The sequence below is a fragment of the Kitasatospora cinereorecta genome, from assembly GCF_024172095.1.
GTDB classification, from domain to species: domain Bacteria; phylum Actinomycetota; class Actinomycetes; order Streptomycetales; family Streptomycetaceae; genus Kitasatospora; species Kitasatospora cinereorecta.
The window spans coordinates 889,631-908,180 of sequence record NZ_JAMZDX010000003.1; the positions used below are offsets into that span (position 1 = coordinate 889,631).

An 18,550-nucleotide genomic window follows, 5' to 3' on the forward strand; every position below is an offset into this window, starting at 1 on the left:
TGCGGCAGGGTCTCGTCCGGCGGGCGGGGCCCTGTTGTCGTATGTATGTCACGGAGCCGTGGGGTACACAGCGGCTTTCGTGGTACCGGTAGGATGGGACGCTGGCGGTAGTACGGAAGCACGCAGTTCCAACCGCCTATCGCCCTGACCGCAAGCCCCTAGGAGAACTGACCGTGAAGAGCGCCGTGGAGACTCTGAACCCGACCCGGGTTCGACTCACCGTCGAGGTGCCCTTCGAGGAGCTCAAGCCCAGCCTCGACGCGGCGTACAAGAAGATCAACCAGCAGGTCACGGTCCCCGGCTTCCGCAAGGGCAAGATCCCGAACCGCGTGATCGACCAGCGCTTCGGCCGTGGCGCGGTGCTGGAGGAGGCCGTCAACGACGCCCTTCCGCGCTTTTACACCCAGGCCGTCGACGAGGGCAAGATCGACGTCCTCGGCCAGCCCGACATCACCGACATCGCGGGTGTCGAGAACCTGGTCGACGGTGGCGACCTGAAGTTCACCGCCGAGGTGGACGTGCGCCCGGAGATCACCCTGCCGGAGTTCTCCGAGATCGCGGTCGTCGTCGACCCGATCGAGGTCTCCGACGAGGACGTCGAGAAGTCGCTCGAGCAGCTGCGCGAGCGTTTCTCCTCGGTGAAGGACGTCGAGCGCGCCGCCGCCGAGGGCGACGTCGTGGTCGTCGACCTGGAGGCCAAGGTCGACGGTGAGGTGCCGGAGGACGGCACCGCCACCGGCGTGAGCTACGAGATCGGCTCCGGCCGCCTGCTGGAGGGCATCGACGAGGCCGTCGTCGGCCTGTCCGCCGGTGAGTCCAAGACCTTCACCACCACCCTCAAGGGCGGCACCGAGGCCGGCAAGGAGTCGGAGGTCACCGTCACCGTGACCGCCGTCCAGGAGAAGGAGCTCCCCGAGCTCGACGACGAGTTCGCCCAGCTGGCGAGCGAGTTCGACACCCTGGAGGACCTCCGCGGCGACTCCCGCAAGCGCCTCGAGCGCATGAAGGAGTTCGACCAGGCCACCCAGGCCCAGGAGAAGGTCCTCGACGAGCTGCTGACCCGGGTGGAGATGGAGTACCCGGAGAAGCTGCTCAAGGACGAGGTCGAGACCCGCAAGCACAACCTGGAGCACCACCAGCTGGAGCCGATGGGGATGACCCTCGACACCTACCTGGCCTCCCAGGACAAGTCCCGCGAGGACTACGACGCGGAGACCGAGGAGCAGGCGAAGAAGGGCATCAAGACCCAGTTCGTCCTGGACTCGATCGTCGCCAAGCTGGAGCTGGGCGTGAACCAGGAGGAGCTCACCGAGCACCTCATCCGCCGCGCCGCCGGCTCGGGCCTCACCCCGGACCAGTTCGCCCAGCAGGTCGTCCAGGGTGGCCAGGTGCCGCTGCTGGTCGGCGAGGTCGCCCGCGGCAAGGCGCTGGCCGCCGTGGTCGAGGCCGCCAAGGTGACCGACACCAACGGTGAGGTCGTCTCCTTCGAGGACGACGAGGACGAGACCGCCGAGACGGTCGAGGCCTCCGCCGAGGAGACCACCGAGGAGACCACCGAGGCCTGAGCCTCGTAGGACATCCGGCCGTGGGCCCGGGCACCTTTCGGTGTCCGGGCCCACTGCTGTTGTACGGCCCTCACCCTGCGCTCACAGCGAACAGTTCTGCGTGGGGGATTCTGCGAACCGGACCGCGCGTTAGGGTCCATAGACAGCGACACACAAGCAGATCGACTGAGCAGGTGGCTAAGTGACGTTTCCGCAGATGCAGCAGATGCCTGGCCTGATGGCGCCGCACGCCGCCGCCGGCGACGTGCTCGGCGGCCTGGGCGATCAGGTCTACAACCGGCTGCTCAACGAGCGCATCATCTTCCTCGGCCAGCAGGTCGACGACGACATCGCCAACAAGATCACCGCGCAGCTGCTGCTCCTCGCGGCCGACCCGGACAAGGACATCTTCCTTTACATCAACTCCCCGGGCGGTTCGATCTCGGCGGGCATGGCGATCTACGACACCATGCAGTACATCAAGAACGACGTGGTCACCATCGCCATGGGCATGGCCGCCTCGATGGGTCAGTTCCTGCTGACCGCCGGCGCCAAGGGCAAGCGCTTCTCGCTGCCCAACGCCAACATCCTGATGCACCAGCCCTCCGCGGGCCTCGGCGGCTCCGCCACCGACATCCGGATCCAGGCCGAGCAGCTGCTCCGCACCAAGAAGCGGATGTCCGAGCTGATCGCGCAGCACAGCGGCCAGTCCTTCGAGCGGATCACCGCCGACTCCGACCGCGACCGCTGGTTCACGCCGGAGGAGGCCAAGGAGTACGGCCTGATCGACGACATCATGCACAGCGCCGCGGACGTCCCCGGCGGCGGTGGCACGGGCGCCGGCCTCATCGGCTGACCCCGGCAGCAGACCACAGACCGCACGCTTCGGAGGACACGAAACCCATGAACATCCCCAGCCTGTCCGGCGCCAAGGCACGCCTGGAGGACATGCGCGCCGAGGGCCGCTACATCGTCCCGCGGTTCGTCGAGCGCACCTCGCAGGGCATCCGCGAGTACGACCCGTACGCCAAGCTGTTCGAGGAGCGCATCATCTTCCTCGGCTCCCAGGTGGACGACGTCTCGGCCAACGACATCATGGCCCAGCTGATCTGCCTGGAGTCGATGGACCCGGACCGCGACATCTCGGTCTACATCAACTCCCCGGGCGGCTCGTTCACCGCCCTGACGGCGATCTACGACACCATGCAGTTCGTGAAGCCGGACATCCAGACCGTCTGCATGGGCCAGGCCGCCTCGGCCGCCGCGGTCATCCTGGCCGCCGGCGCCCCCGGCAAGCGGATGGCGCTGCCGAACGCCCGGATCCTGATCCACCAGCCGTACACCGAGACCGGCCGCGGCCAGGTCTCCGACCTGGAGATCCAGGCCAACGAGATCTTCCGGATGCGCGCGCAGCTGGAGGAGATGCTCTCCAAGCACTCCAGCAAGTCGATCGAGCAGGTCCGCGACGACATCGAGCGCGACAAGATCCTGACCGCCGAGGAGGCCCTGCAGTACGGCCTCGTCGACCAGATCATCTCGACCCGCAAGACCTCGCTGAGCGACTGAGCCCGAGGGCTCCAGGGGCGGGGCGTACGCCGAGCGTGACGTACGCCCCGCCCCGATCCGTTCCGTCCGGCCGCTCGGCCCGGCACAATCGAACGAAGCGGGGACCATGCCCGCGCGACCGCATCTGTTCGGTATCAATTCGCCCAGGGCGTACGGCAGAGCAGTCGAAGACGGCGGAATCTCGGGCTCGGCAGAGTACCGTCGGATAGCGAGACCGAACGCCGGACGGCGCAGCCGGTCCACAGCACCAGGCCCCGGACCCCCGCGGGGCCCCTGGCGAAGGGGAAGCACCTCGTGGCACGCATCGGAGACGGTGGCGACCTGCTCAAGTGCTCGTTCTGCGGCAAGTCGCAGAAGCAGGTGAAGAAGCTGATCGCCGGGCCAGGCGTGTACATCTGCGACGAGTGCATCGACCTGTGCAACGAGATCATCGAGGAGGAGCTCGCGGAGAGCTCCGAGGTGCGCTTCGAGGAACTCCCGAAGCCCCGCGAGATCTACGAGTTCCTGGACCAGTACGTGGTCGGCCAGGACCTGGCCAAGAAGGCGCTCTCGGTCGCCGTCTACAACCACTACAAGCGCGTCCAGGCCGGTGAGAACGGCCGCGCCGGCAACGGCCGCGAGGACGCCATCGAGCTGGCGAAGTCCAACATCCTGCTGCTCGGTCCGACCGGCTCCGGCAAGACCCTGCTGGCGCAGACCCTGGCCCGGATGCTGAACGTGCCGTTCGCGATCGCCGACGCCACCGCCCTCACCGAGGCCGGCTACGTCGGCGAGGACGTCGAGAACATCCTGCTCAAGCTGATCCAGGCGGCCGACTACGACGTCAAGAAGGCCGAGACCGGGATCATCTACATCGACGAGATCGACAAGGTCGCCCGCAAGAGCGAGAACCCGTCGATCACGCGCGACGTCTCCGGCGAGGGCGTGCAGCAGGCGCTGCTGAAGATCCTGGAGGGGACCACCGCCTCGGTGCCCCCGCAGGGCGGCCGCAAGCACCCGCACCAGGAGTTCATCCAGATCGACACGACGAACGTGCTGTTCATCGTGGGCGGTGCCTTCGCGGGCCTGGAGCGGATCATCGAGGGCCGGGCCGGCGCCAAGGGCATCGGCTTCGGCGCGACCATCCGCTCCAAGCGGGAGCAGGACGCCTCGGACCACTTCCGTCAGGTGATGCCGGAGGACCTGGTCAAGTTCGGCATGATCCCGGAGTTCATCGGCCGGCTGCCCGTGATCACCAGCGTGCACAACCTGGACCGCGAGGCGCTGCTGCAGATCCTCACCGAGCCGAAGAACGCGCTGGTCAAGCAGTACCGCAAGCTCTTCGAGCTGGACGGCGTGGAGCTGGAGTTCACCCGGGACGCGCTGGAGGCCATCGCCGACCAGGCGATCCTGCGCGGCACCGGCGCCCGCGGCCTGCGCGCGATCATGGAGGAGGTGCTGATGTCCGTGATGTACGAGGTGCCCTCGCGTCAGGACGTCGCCCGCGTGGTCGTCACCGGGGACGTGGTCTCCAAGCACGCCATCCCGACCCTGGTCCCGCGCGACAAGATCCAGCGCGAGCGCCGCGACAAGAGCGCCTGACGCTCCCCGGACGCCGAAGCGGCCCCGCACCCGGAAGGGTGCGGGGCCGCTTCGTTCTGTTCTGCCGGTGCCGCTACTTCGGGACCTCGGAGATCTGGCGCAGCTCGCGGGCGTCGGCCGCGACCTTGTCCAGGTCGACGGTCTTGGCCTTGGCGTCGATCTCCATCAGCATCATCACGCTGCTGCCGTCGGCCCAGGAGCAGAAGCCGATCTGCTGCTGCTCGGCCTCGGTGACCGCGCAGGACATCCGGCCGCCGAGCGGTCCGGCGTCGACGTCCCGGCGCTGGGTGATCTTGGCGTCGCCGCTGGAGGAGGCGCCCAGGAAGACCGCGTCGACCTGCTTGGACGGGAAGAGCACGTTGCCGTACGCGCCGGCCACGATGACCGCCTGCTCCTGGTCGTCCGAGTGGTAGATCGAGCTGACCACGTCGGTCGGGGTCCAGGCGCTGTCGCCCTTGGAGAAGTCGGTCTGCAGCTCGGAGGCGAGCTCCTTGGCCATCGACTCGTCCGGGTCACGGGTCAGGCCGTGGAAGGTCTCCGGCAGGACGACCTTGTTCTTGCCGGTGTTGGCGGCGGTGTTGTAGACGAAGTAGCCCAGCAGGCCGGCGCCGAGCAGCAGCACGCCGGCGACGCAGCCGAGCACCACCCAGAGCGTCTTGCGGGACTTCTTCGGCGGCTCCATCCCGGGGTAGCCCGGGTAGCCGCCGGCCGGGAACGGCTGCGGGCCGCCCTGCGGCGGCACCGCCCCGAACGGCTCCTGCGGCGCGCCGAAGCCCGGCTGGGCCGGCGGCTGCGGGGCGCCATACGGCGGGGCGGCCGGCGGCGCGGCCGGCGGGGGAGTGCCGTAGCCGCCGGGCTGCGGGCTCCCGTACGGGTTCTGGTCGGACACGGCGGACTCGCTTCCGATCGTGGGTTCGGTGAGGGGTGGGGACAGGTGGACGGGCGCGGGCCCGGCGGCCACCGGTCACCCGGCGACCGGGATCTGCTCGGCGGCCGGGAGTTACTTGGCGACCACGACGGTGTCGCGGATCTGCCGGGTCCGGTCGGCGGCCTGGCTCGGCGAGAGCGCGGCCGCGCCGGCGCCGGTGGGCAGCACGTTGACGAAGGTCACCGAACCGAAGGTGGAGTGGTTGGCCCAGGAGCAGACCGGGAAGTCGGCCTTGCCGTTGCTGGCCACGCCGCAGCGCAGCTTGCCGCCCGGGTCCTTCGGGTCGTTGGCGTCGACGTCCGAGAGCTCCTTCTTCCAGGTGAGCTTCTCGGTGCCGGTGCTCTGGGTGTTCGAGGCGTTCCCGGCGACGGCGGTGATCAGCGCGCCCGGGTCGGTGATGGTGCCCCAGCCGGCGCCGAGCACCAGGATGTCGGTCGGCGACTTCTGGTAGAGCGCGCCGGTCGAGCCCTCCAGGGTGGCCATGCCCTCGGTGCCGCTGACCGCGCCGCGGTCGGTGGAGGACTTCTTGGTGTACCCGCCCGGCAGGGTGTCGGTGACCGCCACCTTGTACTTCCCGGCGGTGTTCGAGCCGCTGCCGCCCTTGGTCAGCGCCCACACGCCGATGCCGCCGCCGACCAGCACCAGGGCGCCGATCACCACGCCGATCACCAGGCCGTTGCCGCGCTTGGGCTCGGCCGGCGGCTGGTAGCCGTAGCCCGGCTGAGGTGCCTGCGGGGCGCCGTACGGCGGGGCGGGCTGCTGCGGCTGCTGCGGGAACCCGTACCCGCCGGGCTGCGGGGCGGGCGGCGGAGCGGCGTAGCCGCCGGGCTGCGGGGTGCCGTACTGTGGCGGCTGGCCGTACGGCGGGGCGGGCTGGCCGTAGGGCGGCTGGGCGCCGGGCGGCTGGGGAGCGCCGTACTGCGGCGGCTGCCCGTAGGGCGGTTGCGGCTGACCCTGCGGATACTGCTGACCCTGCCCCTGGCCGTACATCCGGATCGTCTCCCCCGCCGCTGCTCCAGCGGCCACGTGCGTACGAGTAATTCGGGCACGCTATCGCACGGCCCACCACACCCGCCCGAGTGGTCGGCGCACAACTGGTTCGTAACGGCGCCCCCCTCTTCCGTAAACTGTGCGTCGTGACCGACACGACGAACCAGCGCCCCGAGCCTTCCTACCCCGGGGACGACGCAGCCACCCTCCCGACGACCTACGCTCCGGCCGACGTAGAGGGCGAGCTGTACGAGCGCTGGGTAGAGCGCGGTTACTTCACCGCCGACGCCAAGAGCGACAAGCCGGCGTACACCATCGTCATCCCGCCGCCGAACGTCACCGGTGCGCTGCACCTGGGCCACGCCTTCCAGCACACGCTGATGGACGCCCTGACCCGCCGCAAGCGGATGCAGGGCTTCGAGACGCTGTGGCTGCCCGGTATGGACCACGCCGGCATCGCCACCCAGAACAAGGTGGAGCAGCAGCTCGCCGAGTCCGGCCTCTCCCGCCACGACCTGGGCCGCGAGGCCTTCGTCGAGAAGGTCTGGGAGTGGAAGGAGAACTACGGCGGCCGGATCCTCGGCCAGATGCGCCGCCTCGGCGACGGTGTCGACTGGTCGCGCGAGCGCTTCACCATGGACGAGGGCCTGTCCCAGGCCGTCCAGACCATCTTCAAGAAGCTCTTCGACGACGGCCTGATCTACCGCGCCGAGCGCATCATCAACTGGTGCCCGCGCTGCCTCACCGCGCTCTCCGACATCGAGGTCGAGCACAAGGACCGCGACGGCGAGCTGGTCTCGATCCGCTACGGCGAGGGCGAGGACTCGATCGTCGTCGCCACCACCCGGGCCGAGACGATGCTCGGTGACACCGCGGTCGCCGTCCACCCGGACGACGAGCGCTACAAGCACCTGGTCGGCCGGACCATCAAGCTGCCGCTGACCGACCGTGAGATCCCGGTCGTCGCCGACGAGCACGTCGACCCGGAGTTCGGCACCGGCGCCGTCAAGGTGACCCCGGCGCACGACCCGAACGACTTCGCCATCGGCCAGCGCCACGGCCTGCCCAACCTGACCGTGATGGACGAGCACGGCGTGATCACCGTGCACGGCCCGTTCCTCGGTCTGGACCGGCTGGAGGCGCGCTCGGCCGTGGTCGGCGCGCTGCGCGAGCAGGGCCGGATCGTCGCCGAGAAGCGTCCGTACGAGCACTCGGTCGGCCACTGCTCGCGCTGCCACACCATCGTCGAGCCGCGGCTGTCGCTGCAGTGGTGGGTCAAGGTCGAGCCGCTGGCCAAGGCGGCCGGCGACGCCGTCCGCGACGGCCGGGTCGAGATCCACCCGAAGGAGCTGGAGCGCCGCTACTTCGACTGGGTCGACAACATGTACGACTGGTGCATCTCGCGCCAGCTGTGGTGGGGCCACCGGATCCCGGTCTGGTACGGCCCGAACGGCGAGGTCGTCTGCGTCGGCCCGAACGAGGAGCCGCCGACCGGCGAGGGCTGGGTGCAGGACCCGGACGTCCTGGACACCTGGTTCTCCAGTGGCCTGTGGCCGTTCTCCACGCTCGGCTGGCCGGAGCGGACCGCCGACCTGGAGAAGTTCTACCCGACCGACGTCCTGCTGACCGGCCACGACATCATCTTCTTCTGGGTCGCCCGGATGATGATGTTCGGCCTGTACGCGATGGACGGTCAGGCGCCGTTCAAGACCGTCGCGCTGACCGGCCTGGTCCGCGACCAGTTCGGCAAGAAGATGTCCAAGTCGTCCGGCACCGCGGTCGACCCGCTGGACTGGATGAACGAGTACGGCGCCGACGCCGTCCGCCTCACCCTGGCCAGCGGCGCCAACCCGGGCGCCGACGTGCCGATCGGCGAGGACTGGGTCAAGGGCTCCCGGAACTTCTGCAACAAGATCTGGAACGCCACCCGCTTCGCCCTGATGAACGGTGCGACGGTCGAGGGCCCGCTGCCCGGCGCCGCCGAGCTGACCGCCGCCGACCGGTGGATCCTCTCCCGGCTCAACCAGACCGTGGCGCAGGCCGACGCGCTGTACGACGACTACGAGTTCGCCAAGCTGGCCGACACCCTCTACCACTTCGCGTGGGACGAGGTGTTCGACTGGTACGTCGAGCTCTCCAAGACCACCCTGGCCAAGGGCGGCGCGCAGGCCGACGCCTCGCGCCGGGTCCTCGGCGAGGTCCTGGACGTCACGCTGCGCCTGCTGCACCCGGTCGTCCCGTTCGTCACCGAGGCGCTGTGGACGGCGCTCACCGGCGCCGAGTCGGTGGTCGTCGCCGCGTGGCCCGCGGACAGCGGCTTCCGCGACGCCGACGCCGAGGCGGAGATCGCCACCCTGCAGCAGGTGGTCACCGAGGTCCGCCGGTTCCGCTCGGACCAGGGCCTCAAGCCGGGCCAGCGCGTCCCGGCCCGCCTGGAGCTGGCCGGCACCGTGCTCGTCCCGCACGAGGACGCGATCCGCTCGCTGCTGCGCCTGACCGAGCCGGCCGACGACTTCCAGGCCACCGCCTCGCTGCCGGTCGCCGGTGCCGAGGTCGCCCTCGACCTGTCCGGCACCATCGACGTGGCCGCCGAGCGCAAGCGCCTGCAGAAGGACCTGGCGGCCGCCGAGAAGGAGAAGGCGCAGTCCGCCGCCAAGCTCGGCAACGAGGCCTTCCTGGCCAAGGCGCCGGACGAGGTGGTCGCCAAGATCCGGACCCGGCAGGAGGCCGCCGAGGCCGACATCGCCCGGATCACCGCCCAGCTGGCGGGCCTGCCGCAGGCCTGACGCCGCACCGGCGAACCGCCGCCGAGGGCCGCCGCCCCCACCCAGGGCGGCGGCCCTCGCGTTTTCCCGACGGACCGTCGATTTCCCGCTCCGGCAGGCCGTGCGGCCGTTTCGCCACAGGAATTCACCGGCCATTTTGTCCCCCACTCGGCGGTATTCCGGTTGGCATTGTCCGGGACGTTTATGCGCGCGTTCGGTGACTTCGGAGTTCGGATGTGTACGGTGGGCAGACGTTCCCCATTCGGGCGGTGTCACTGACGGGAGGGTGCGCGGATGATGGCGACCGAGGAGTTGGACGACGAACTGCCGACGGAAGAGGTCGACGCGGCCAAGTCCCGGGCGGCGACCCTGCTGCTCGCATTCCGGCACGGAAACCAGCTCGCCTTCGACCACGAGCTGGACCGACTGCTCGCCGAACACGCCGAACGCGAGGTGACCACCCTGCTGGTGTGGATCGCCGCCGAGTCGGTCCGCAAGGCCTACGCGCCCGAGATCGGCGACCGGGTGCTGCGCGCCCTGGCCCGCAGGGCGCCCACCGACACCGGCGCGGTCGCAGTCGACGAGGAGATGGCCGGCGCCGCCCGGCTGGTCGAGGCGGTGGGCGACGGCGACGTCGCCGCCGTCCGAGCCCTGGTGGCCGGCACCGCGGACACCACGTACCTGCTCGGCGGGCTGCTGCAGGCGGTGGCGATGATGCTGCCGCTGCTGCCGGAGGGCGAGGCCGAGGAGATCGCCGCCGAGCTGCGCCGTCGTCACCACGGCCGGCGCAACCAGGTGCCGGAGGCCCGCCAGCCCTGACGTGCGATCAGGTCCCGTTCCGGCGGGTGCCGTTCCTTGGCCCGGAAATGGCATGCACGCTACTAGGCAATCTGTCAGCAACCGTCCTACCGTCGACTCCCGTAGCTTCGACGGAGGAGCTGGTATGCCCCCACGCCGCCACCTGCTCAAGCTTCCGGTCGCCGCCCTGGTGACCGCCCTCCTCGCCGCCGGACCGGTCGCCGCCCCCACCCCCGCGGCGGCCGCCACCGGCCAGGACTACTGCGCCGGCCGCTGCCTCGACGTCCTGCCGCCCGGCGAGAACGGCAACGCCACCCTGATGGACATCCTGGGCAACCGGGCCTTCGGCACCCGGCCCGCCCACACCGCCGACCAACTCGGGCCGTACGAGGGCCTCGCCGCCGCGTACCCCGGGCTGACCGACAGCCAGTTGCGCTCCTTCTTCAACGACGCCTCGTTCGGCGTCCCGGCCGACCAGGTGGCCTCCACCAGCAAGCCGCGCACCGACGTCACCATCGTCCGCGACAAGGCCACCGGCGTCCCCCACATCGCCGGCACCACCCGCTACGGCACCGAGTTCGGCGCCGGCTACGCCGCCGCGCAGGACCGGCTCTGGGTGATGGACCTGTTCCGGCACGTCGGCCGCGGCCAACTCTCCGGCTTCGCCGGCGGCGCCGCCGCCAACCGGCAACTGGAGCAGAGCTTCTGGCAGGCCGCGCCCTACACCGAGCAGGAACTCCAGACCCAGATCGACGCCATCGCGAGCCAGGGCGACCGGGCCCGGCAGGCGCTCGCCGACGCAAACGCCTACCTGGACGGCATCAACCAGTACATCCGCGAGGCCTACAACAGCCGGACCTTCCCCGGCGAGTACGACCTCACCGGGCACATCGACCCGATCACCAACGCCGGCGGGATCGACCCCTTCAAGCTGACCGACCTGGTCGCCCTCGCCTCGGTGGTCGGCGCCCTGTTCGGCGCCGGCGGCGGCGGCGAACTCGCCTCCGCCCAGGTGAAGCAGGCCGCCGAGGCCCGCTACGGCACCGAGGCGGGCGACGCCGTCTGGCAGTCGCTCCGGGAGGCCGACGACCCGGAGGCCGTCCAGACCCTGCACGACGGCCAGAGCTTCCCGTACGCCGAACCGCCCGCCCAGCCGGTCGGCACCGCCATGCCGGACCCCGGCTCGGTGGTCCCCGAACGGATGATCTACGACGCCACCGGCACCGGCTCCCAGACCGCCGCCACCGCCGCCGCGGGCGCCCCCGGCGTGCTGCCCGGCAACCTGCTGACCGCCAAGCACGGCATGTCCAACGCCCTGCTGGTCTCCGGCCGCTACACCGACGACGGCCACCCGGTCGCCGTCTTCGGCCCGCAGACCGGCTACTTCGCCCCGCAACTCCTGCTGCTCGAGGAGATCCAGGGCCCCGGCATCAGCGCCCGCGGCGCCGCGTTCGCCGGGCTCAGCTTCTACGTCCAGCTCGGCCGCGGCCAGGACTACGCCTGGAGCGCCACCTCCGCCGGCCAGGACATCACCGACACCTACGCCGTCCCGCTCTGCACCACCGACGGCTCACCGGTGACCCTCGCCAGCAACTCCTACCTCTGGCACGGCCAGTGCCTCCCGCTGGACCGCCTGGAACGCAAGAACTCCTGGGCCCCCACCACCGCCGACTCCACCGCCGCCGGCTCCTACACCCTGGTGATGTACCGCTCCGACTACGGCCTGGTCACCGCGCGCGGCACCGTCGGCGGCAAACCCGTCGCCTTCACCTCGCTGCGCTCCAGCTACCGGCACGAGGCCGACTCCATCATCGGCTTCCAGATGCTCAACGACCCCGGCGCCGTCCACGACCCGGCGAGCTTCCAGCAGGCCGGCCAGAACATCAACTACACCTTCAACTGGTTCTACGCCGACTCCGCCCACATCGCCTACTACAACTCCGGCAGCAACCCCGTCCGCGCCGCCGGGGTCGACCCCGGACTGCCGATCAGCGCCGAACCCGCCTACGAGTGGCGCGACTTCGACCCTGCCACCAACACCGCCCGGTACACCCCGCCGGCCGAGCACCCGCAGTCCGTCGACCAGGACTACTACATCTCCTGGAACAACAAGCAGGCCGACGACTACGCCGCCGCCGGCTTCGGCAACGGCTCCGTCCACCGCGGCAACCTGCTCGACGACCGGGTGAAGGCCCTGGTCCGCAGCGGCACCAAGGTCAGCCGGGTCTCGCTCACCCAGGCCATGGAGAGCGCCGCCCTCACCGACCTGCGCGGCGAGGACGTCCTCCCCGACCTGCTCCGGGTCATCACCGGCGCACCCGTCACCGACCCGGCGCTCGCCGCCGCCGTCCAGAAGCTCCAGACCTGGCGCGGCGACGGCACCCAGCGCCGGGAGACCAGCGCCGGCAGCCACCGCTACGCCGACGCCGACGCGATCCGCACCATGGACGCCTGGTGGCCGCTGCTCGCCGACGGCGTCTTCCGCCCCGGCCTCGGCGACCCGCTCTTCGGCGCGCTGACCGGCGCCCTGCAGATCAACGAATCCCCGTCCGGCGGGCAGACCGGCGCCACCAGCGGCACCTCCAGCGCCAACGAGTCCATCCCGCACAAGGGCTCCGCCTTCCAGTACGGCTGGTGGAGCTATCTCGACAAGGACCTGCGGGGCGTCCTCGGCGACCCCGTCGCCGGACCGCTCGCCCGCCCCTACTGCGGAGGCGGCGACCTCTCCGCCTGCCGCACCGTCCTGCTCGACACCCTCCGCCAGGCGCTCGCCCGAACGCCCGCCCAGGTCTACCCCGGCGACGGCGACTGCGCCGCCGGCGACCAGTGGTGCGCCGACACCATCATCCAGCGCCCCCTCGGCGGCGTCACCGACCCCAAGTCCACCTGGCAGAACCGCCCTACCTACCAGCAGGTCGTCCAGTTCCCCACCCACCGCTAGGGGCACCACCAGGGGCGCGTGGGGGCACCTCCCGGCCGAAGGCTGGGGGAGAACTGCGCGGCCAGCCACACTCGACCTGAGTGCATGGCCGGTCGCGCAGTTCCTCGCGCCCCTGGGTTCACGCGCCCCTGTCCGGAGTGCCCCCGGGGAGTCCTTAGACTTGCTGCGTGAGCGACAAGGCCGAGCAGAACCCGTACACCATCCGCCCCGGCGAGTCCGACGAGGGCCCCGACGCCGAGCTGCGCGCCGTCGAGGTGGAGCTGTCCAAGCGCTGGCCGGAGAACAAGCTCGAGCCCTCGCTCGACCGGATCCGGGCCCTGATGGACATCCTCGGCCAGCCGCAGAACTCGTACCCCTCGATCCACATCACCGGCACCAACGGCAAGACGTCCACCGCCCGCATGGTGGAGCAGCTGCTCGGCGCGTTCGAACTGCGCACCGGCCGCTACACCAGCCCGCACGTGGAGTCCGTCACCGAGCGGATCAGCCTGGACGGCGCGCCGATCAGCGCCGAGCGGTTCGTCGAGACGTACCGCGAGATCGAGCCGTACGTGCAGATGGTGGACGCGGGGCAGCCGATCCCGATGTCCTTCTTCGAGGTGCTCACCGGCATGGCGTACGCCTGCTTCGCCGACGCGCCGGTGGACGTCGCGGTGGTCGAGGTCGGCATGGGCGGCTCGTGGGACGCCACCAACGTCATCGACGCCTCCGTCGCGGTGATCACCCCGGTCGGCCTGGACCACACCGACAAGCTCGGCGAGACCACCGGCCTGATCGCGGTGGAGAAGTCCGGGATCATCAAGCAGGGCGCGCTCGCCGTGGTGGCCCAGCAGCCGCTGGACGCGGCCGAGTCGATCCTGCGCCGCGCCGTCGAGATGGACGCCACGGTGGCGCGCGAGGGCATGGAGTTCGGCGTGATCCGCCGCGAGGTCGCGGTCGGCGGGCAGCTGGTCACCCTGCGCGGGCTGGGCGGGCACGAGTACGAGGACGTGTTCATCCCGCTGCACGGCGCGTACCAGGCGCACAACGCGGCCCTGGCGCTGACCGCCGTCGAGGCGTTCTTCGGCGTCGGCGGCTCGGCCGGCGGCGCCCTGGACGAGGAGAAGGTGCGCCGGGCGTTCTCCGGAGTCTCCTCGCCGGGCCGTCTGGAGGTGGTGCGGCGCAGCCCCACCGTCATCCTGGACGCCGCGCACAACCCGCACGGCGCCGAGGCCGCGGTCAGCGCGCTCGGTGAGGCGTTCGGCTTCACCAAGCTGGTCGGCGTGATCGCGACCAGCGGCGACAAGGACGTCTCCGGACTGCTGGAGGCGTTCGAGCCGGTCCTCGCCGAGGTCGTCGTCACCCAGAACTCCACCCACCGCGCGATGCCGGTGGACCGGCTGGCCGCGCTGGCCGTGGAGATCTTCGGTGAGGATCGTGTGCAGGTCGAGCCGCGGCTGGACGACGCGATCGAGGCGGCGATCACCCTCGCCGAGGAGGAGGACCTCGGCGGCGCCGGCGTCCTGGTCACCGGTTCGGTCATCACGGTGGGCGAGGCGCGCCTGCTGTTCGGAAGGAAGTAACCGATGCGCACCCTCTGCTCCTCGACGCTGATCGGCGAGGCCCTGCTGATCATGTTCGCCGGTCTGGTGGCGATGAAGCTGACCGACGTCGGCGCCGGGACCATCTGGTTGGTGAGCGGACTGGCCATGCTGCTCTGCGTGCTGCTGTGCGGGGTCATCACCCGCCCCGGCGCGGTCTGGGTCGGCTGGGCGCTGCAGATCGGCATCCTGGCCAGCGGCCTCGTGCTGCCGACCATGTACGCGTTCGGCGTGATCTTCACCGGCCTGTGGTGGTGCTCGGTGCACTACGGCCGGAAGATCGACACGATCAAGGCCGAACGGGCCGCCGCGCAGCCCGCCTAGTTCACATTCCCGCTGCTCACCCGAGGTAGTGTCTGCGGTATACACCACGTCCGACCGAATCCTCAGGAGCCGCACCGTGTCCCAGCGCACTCTCGTCCTGCTCAAGCCCGACGCCGTCAAGCGAGGCCTGGCCGGCGAGATCATCAGCCGGATCGAGCGCAAGGCGGGCTGGCGGTTCGCGGCCATGGAGCTGCGCACCTTCGACCGCGCGACGCTGGAGCAGCACTACGCCGAGCACGTCGGCCGGCCGTTCTACGAGCCGCTGCTGGAGTTCATGACCTCCGGCCCGTCGATCGCGCTGATCGTCGAGGGTGAGAACGTCGTCCCCGGCATCCGTGCGCTGGCCGGCGCCACCGACCCGCTGCAGGCGGGTGCGGGCACGATCCGCGGCGACTACGCCACGATCACCCGCGAGAACCTGATCCACGCCTCGGACTCCCCGGAGTCGGCCGAGCGCGAGATCAAGATCTTCTTCCCGGCCCACGCCTAGTCACCACCAGGCGCGACGCCTAGCCGCCGCAGGCGCGAAAGGAACTGCGCGCCCGACCGTGCACCCCGGTCAGCGGGGGGCTGGTCGCGCAGTTCCTCGCGCCCCTGGGTAGCCTTTCGCCCAACTGAGCGTTTGATCGTCAAATCACGGAACCCGGCCGCCCGACACGGCGTCCAATGCCACGAGAAGCCGCTCCGCGCACGGACAATGGGCAGCATGCCGTACCCGCCGCTCCCGCTGACCGGCGTGGCTACGATGGACCCCAACTTACGGGCCCGGTGCGGCAGCTCAGCCGCAGTCAGCCCTCGCACGGGCTCGCGCGGCCGGCCCGCTCCCCGCCATTGCTCCGAACCCGGGAAGGCACTCCACATCCCATGGCGAACAACCTGTCGTTCATCGGCCGGGACCTGGCGATCGACCTCGGCACCGCGAACACGCTGGTGTACGTCAGGGGCAAGGGGATCGTCCTGAACGAGCCGTCCGTCGTCGCGGTGAACACCAACACCGGCGGCATCCTGGCGGTCGGCGCCGAGGCGAAGAAGATGATCGGCCGCACGCCGGGCAACATCGTCGCCATCCGGCCGCTCAAGGACGGCGTGATCGCCGACTTCGAGATCACCGAGCGGATGCTCCGCTACTTCATCCTGAAGATCCACCGCCGCCGCTACCTGGCCCGCCCGCGGGTCGTGGTCTGCGTGCCGTCCGGCATCACCGGGGTGGAGCGCCGTGCCGTGATCGAGGCCAGCGCCCAGGCCGGCGCGCGCCAGGTGCACATCATCGAGGAGCCGATGGCGGCGGCGATCGGTGCGGGCCTGCCGGTCCACGAGCCCACCGGCAACATGGTGGTCGACATCGGCGGCGGCACCACCGAGGTCGCGGTGATCTCGCTCGGAGGGATCGTCACCGCCCAGTCCCTGCGGGTCGCGGGCGACGAGCTGGACAACGCGATCGTCCAGCACATCAAGAAGGAGTACAGCCTGCTGCTGGGCGAGCGCTCCGCCGAGCAGATCAAGATGTCGATCGGCTCCGCCTTCGCGCTGGAGGGCGAGAAGGACGAGCACGCCGAGATCCGCGGCCGCGACCTGGTCTCCGGTCTGCCCAAGACCGTGGTCATCTCCGCCGCCGAGGTGCGCGAGGCGATCGACGAGCCGGTCAACTCGATCATCGACGCGGTGAAGACCACCCTCGACCAGTGCCCGCCGGAGCTCGCGGGCGACGTGATGGACCGCGGCATCGTGCTCACCGGCGGCGGCGCCCTGCTGCGCGGCCTGGACGAGCGCCTGCGCCGGGAGACCGGCATGCCGATCCACATCGCGGAGAACCCGCTTGACTCGGTCGCGCTCGGCTCCGGCAAGTGCGTCGAGGAGTTCGAGGCGCTCCAGCAGGTACTCGACGCCCAACCGCGTCGTTAAGCCGCTCAACTGAACAAGTCACCGTACGAAGGGGCAGCTCCAGCACCGTGAGGGACACCCGAGAGAGCCGACTACTGCTCATCCTGCTGGTCGCCGTCGCCTTCGCGCTGATCACCGTCGACATCAAGGGCGGTGAGTCCTCGCCGCTGAACGGCGCCCGCCGGGCGGCGGCGGGGGTGCTGGGGCCGGTGGAGAAGGGGGCGGCCGGCGCCGTCGACCCGGTCGCCGGGTACATCCGGGCGATCCGCGACGCCGGCACCCACCAGCAGCGCCTTGACCAGATCACCCGTGAGAACACCGACCTGCGCCAGCGGCTGGCCTCCTCGGACACCGCCGCCGCACGCACCAAGCAGCTGGACGACCTGCTGCGCACCGCCGGCTCCGGCGGATACACCGTCAAGGCGGCCCAGGTCATCGCCATCGGCGCCGCCCAGGGCTTCTCCTGGACCATCACCATCGACGCCGGCAGCGACGACGGCCTGACCCGGGACATGACCGTGATCAACGGTCAGGGCCTGGTCGGCCGGATCACCACCGTCGCCCCGACCACCGCCACCGTGCTGCTCGCCTCCGACCCCGGCTTCACCGCCGGCGTCCGGCTGGAGGGCAGCGGCGAGATCGGCTTCGCCGCCGGCCAGGGCACCAGCCCGATGCGGATCCAGCTGCTCAACGGCCGCGCCCAGGTCAAGAACGGCGACCGGCTGGTCACCTTCGGCTCGCAGAGCGGCCGCCCCTTCGTCCCCGGCGTGCCGGTGGGCAAGGTGGTCGAGGTCGAGGCGACCCCGGGCCAGCTGACCAAGACCGTCCAGGTCGAGCCGTTCGTCCAGTTCACCCGGCTCGACCTGGTCGGCGTGGTGGTCGTCCCGCCGCGCACCGACCCGCGCGACGCCGTCCTGCCGGCCGCGCCCGCCGCCAACACGACGACGGCCGCCGCCGTACCGCCCACCACGCCCGCCGGGGGGAACTGACCGTGCGTCTCAGCCGCATCCTGCTTCCGGCCGGCCTGCTGCTGGTCGCCCTGGTGCTCCAGGTCAGCGTGCTCGGCCGGCTCCAGCTGCCCGGCGCCACCCCCGACCTGCTGCTGCTCGTCGTGGTCGGCCTCGCCCTGGTGTACGGCCCCACCGGCGGCTGCCTGGTCGGCTTCGCCGGCGGTCTGCTCGCCGACCTCGCCCCGCCCTCCGACCACGCCATCGGCCGCTACGCCCTGGTGCTCTGCCTGATGGGCTACGCCGTCGGCCTGCTCCGCCCCGACGGCGGCCGGCAGCGCTCGGCGGTCAGCGCCCTGGTCGTGGTGGCCGGCGCCGCGGTGGTCTCCACCCTGCTGTACGCGAGCGTGGGCGCCCTGGTCGGCGACACCGCCGCCCGGCACGTCGGCATCACCGGCCTGGTCTTCTCCGCCCTGGTGTACGACGTGCTGCTGGCCCCGTTCGTGGTGCCCGCGGTGATGCTGCTGGCCCGCCGGCTGGACGGCGACCGGGTGATCGAGGAGTCCCCGCGCGGCGCCGACGGCGGCTCCGGGCTCGGCTCGCTGAGCCGCTACAAGACCACCCGCGAGGTTTCGTCGATGCCCGTGTACGGCAAGAAGAAGCGTCTGCTCGGCCTCGCCAAGCGGCCCTGACCGGGAGAAGTCG

At 70.8% G+C, this 18,550-nt stretch carries 15 protein-coding genes; 13 read left to right on the forward strand and 2 right to left on the reverse strand.

Annotation, left to right across the window (positions count from 1 at the left end):
• Positions 1–173 precede the first annotated feature (173 nt).
• The 4 genes from tig (at position 174) to clpX (ending at position 4,691) form a co-directional block, all read left to right on the forward strand.
• On the forward strand, positions 174–1,565 hold the full coding sequence (gene tig, locus FHR36_RS17520) for a trigger factor (RefSeq protein ID WP_253798213.1): 1,392 nt from the start codon (positions 174–176) through the stop codon (positions 1,563–1,565).
• A 205-nt stretch (positions 1,566–1,770) separates the two neighbouring features.
• Positions 1,771–2,400: an ATP-dependent Clp protease proteolytic subunit gene (locus FHR36_RS17525; RefSeq protein WP_380231699.1), complete on the forward strand. Its 630-nt coding sequence runs from the start codon at positions 1,771–1,773 to the stop codon at positions 2,398–2,400.
• A 47-nt stretch (positions 2,401–2,447) separates the two neighbouring features.
• Entirely contained in the window at positions 2,448–3,110 is a 663-nt protein-coding gene (locus FHR36_RS17530; RefSeq protein WP_253798215.1) for an ATP-dependent Clp protease proteolytic subunit, read from the forward strand.
• Positions 3,111–3,404: 294 nt separating this feature from the next.
• A complete protein-coding gene (gene clpX / locus FHR36_RS17535; RefSeq protein WP_253798217.1) occupies positions 3,405–4,691 on the forward strand; it encodes an ATP-dependent Clp protease ATP-binding subunit ClpX in 1,287 nt (428 codons plus the stop codon).
• Between the two features lie 73 nt (positions 4,692–4,764).
• Here the strand turns inward: clpX and FHR36_RS17540 are convergent, their stop codons facing one another.
• The gene (locus tag FHR36_RS17540) at positions 4,765–5,580 is read right to left on the reverse strand and encodes a hypothetical protein (RefSeq protein ID WP_253798219.1); all 816 of its coding nucleotides are present in this window, start codon (positions 5,578–5,580) and stop codon (positions 4,765–4,767) included.
• Between the two features lie 111 nt (positions 5,581–5,691).
• Positions 5,692–6,645 carry a hypothetical protein gene (locus tag FHR36_RS17545; protein WP_253798221.1) on the reverse strand — a complete coding sequence of 318 codons (954 nt, stop codon included), beginning with the start codon at positions 6,643–6,645 and terminating at the stop codon, positions 5,692–5,694.
• A 110-nt stretch (positions 6,646–6,755) separates the two neighbouring features.
• Here FHR36_RS17545 and FHR36_RS17550 point away from each other — a divergent pair, with 110 nt between their 5' ends.
• The 9 genes from FHR36_RS17550 (at position 6,756) to mreD (ending at position 18,537) form a co-directional block, all read left to right on the forward strand.
• Complete coding sequence (locus FHR36_RS17550) at positions 6,756–9,395, forward strand: valine--tRNA ligase (protein WP_308199419.1); 2,640 nt, start codon at positions 6,756–6,758, stop codon at positions 9,393–9,395.
• 273 nt (positions 9,396–9,668) lie between these two features.
• A complete protein-coding gene (locus FHR36_RS17555) occupies positions 9,669–10,193 on the forward strand; it encodes a hypothetical protein (protein ID WP_253798222.1) in 525 nt (174 codons plus the stop codon).
• Positions 10,194–10,317: 124 nt separating this feature from the next.
• Positions 10,318–13,113, forward strand: coding sequence for a penicillin acylase family protein (locus tag FHR36_RS17560; protein ID WP_253798224.1), 2,796 nt, complete (start codon positions 10,318–10,320; stop codon positions 13,111–13,113).
• Between the two features lie 200 nt (positions 13,114–13,313).
• Positions 13,314–14,675 carry a bifunctional tetrahydrofolate synthase/dihydrofolate synthase gene (gene folC, locus FHR36_RS17565; RefSeq protein ID WP_253799384.1) on the forward strand — a complete coding sequence of 454 codons (1,362 nt, stop codon included), beginning with the start codon at positions 13,314–13,316 and terminating at the stop codon, positions 14,673–14,675.
• Between the two features lie 3 nt (positions 14,676–14,678).
• Positions 14,679–15,017 carry a DUF4233 domain-containing protein gene (locus FHR36_RS17570; RefSeq protein ID WP_253798226.1) on the forward strand — a complete coding sequence of 113 codons (339 nt, stop codon included), beginning with the start codon at positions 14,679–14,681 and terminating at the stop codon, positions 15,015–15,017.
• 76 nt (positions 15,018–15,093) lie between these two features.
• Positions 15,094–15,507, forward strand: coding sequence for a nucleoside-diphosphate kinase (gene ndk, locus FHR36_RS17575; protein ID WP_253798228.1), 414 nt, complete (start codon positions 15,094–15,096; stop codon positions 15,505–15,507).
• A gap of 386 nt (positions 15,508–15,893) precedes the next feature.
• Positions 15,894–16,919, forward strand: coding sequence for a rod shape-determining protein (locus tag FHR36_RS17580; RefSeq protein ID WP_301330395.1), 1,026 nt, complete (start codon positions 15,894–15,896; stop codon positions 16,917–16,919).
• Between the two features lie 47 nt (positions 16,920–16,966).
• The gene (gene mreC / locus FHR36_RS17585; RefSeq protein WP_253798233.1) at positions 16,967–17,887 is read left to right on the forward strand and encodes a rod shape-determining protein MreC; all 921 of its coding nucleotides are present in this window, start codon (positions 16,967–16,969) and stop codon (positions 17,885–17,887) included.
• 2 nt (positions 17,888–17,889) lie between these two features.
• Positions 17,890–18,537: a rod shape-determining protein MreD gene (mreD, locus tag FHR36_RS17590; protein ID WP_253798236.1), complete on the forward strand. Its 648-nt coding sequence runs from the start codon at positions 17,890–17,892 to the stop codon at positions 18,535–18,537.
• Positions 18,538–18,550 lie beyond the last annotated feature (13 nt).

Excerpts from the sequence above, each read along its gene's own strand:
- FHR36_RS17525 (WP_380231699.1), top strand. The coding sequence starts at position 1,771 with ATGCCTGGCCTGATGGCGCCGCACGCCGCCGCCGGCGACGTGCTCGGC.
- FHR36_RS17570 (WP_253798226.1), top strand. The coding sequence starts at position 14,679 with ATGCGCACCCTCTGCTCCTCGACGCTGATCGGCGAGGCCCTGCTGATC.
- FHR36_RS17555 (WP_253798222.1), top strand. The coding sequence starts at position 9,669 with ATGATGGCGACCGAGGAGTTGGACGACGAACTGCCGACGGAAGAGGTC.
- FHR36_RS17530 (WP_253798215.1), top strand. The coding sequence starts at position 2,448 with ATGAACATCCCCAGCCTGTCCGGCGCCAAGGCACGCCTGGAGGACATG.
- FHR36_RS17560 (WP_253798224.1), top strand. The coding sequence starts at position 10,318 with ATGCCCCCACGCCGCCACCTGCTCAAGCTTCCGGTCGCCGCCCTGGTG.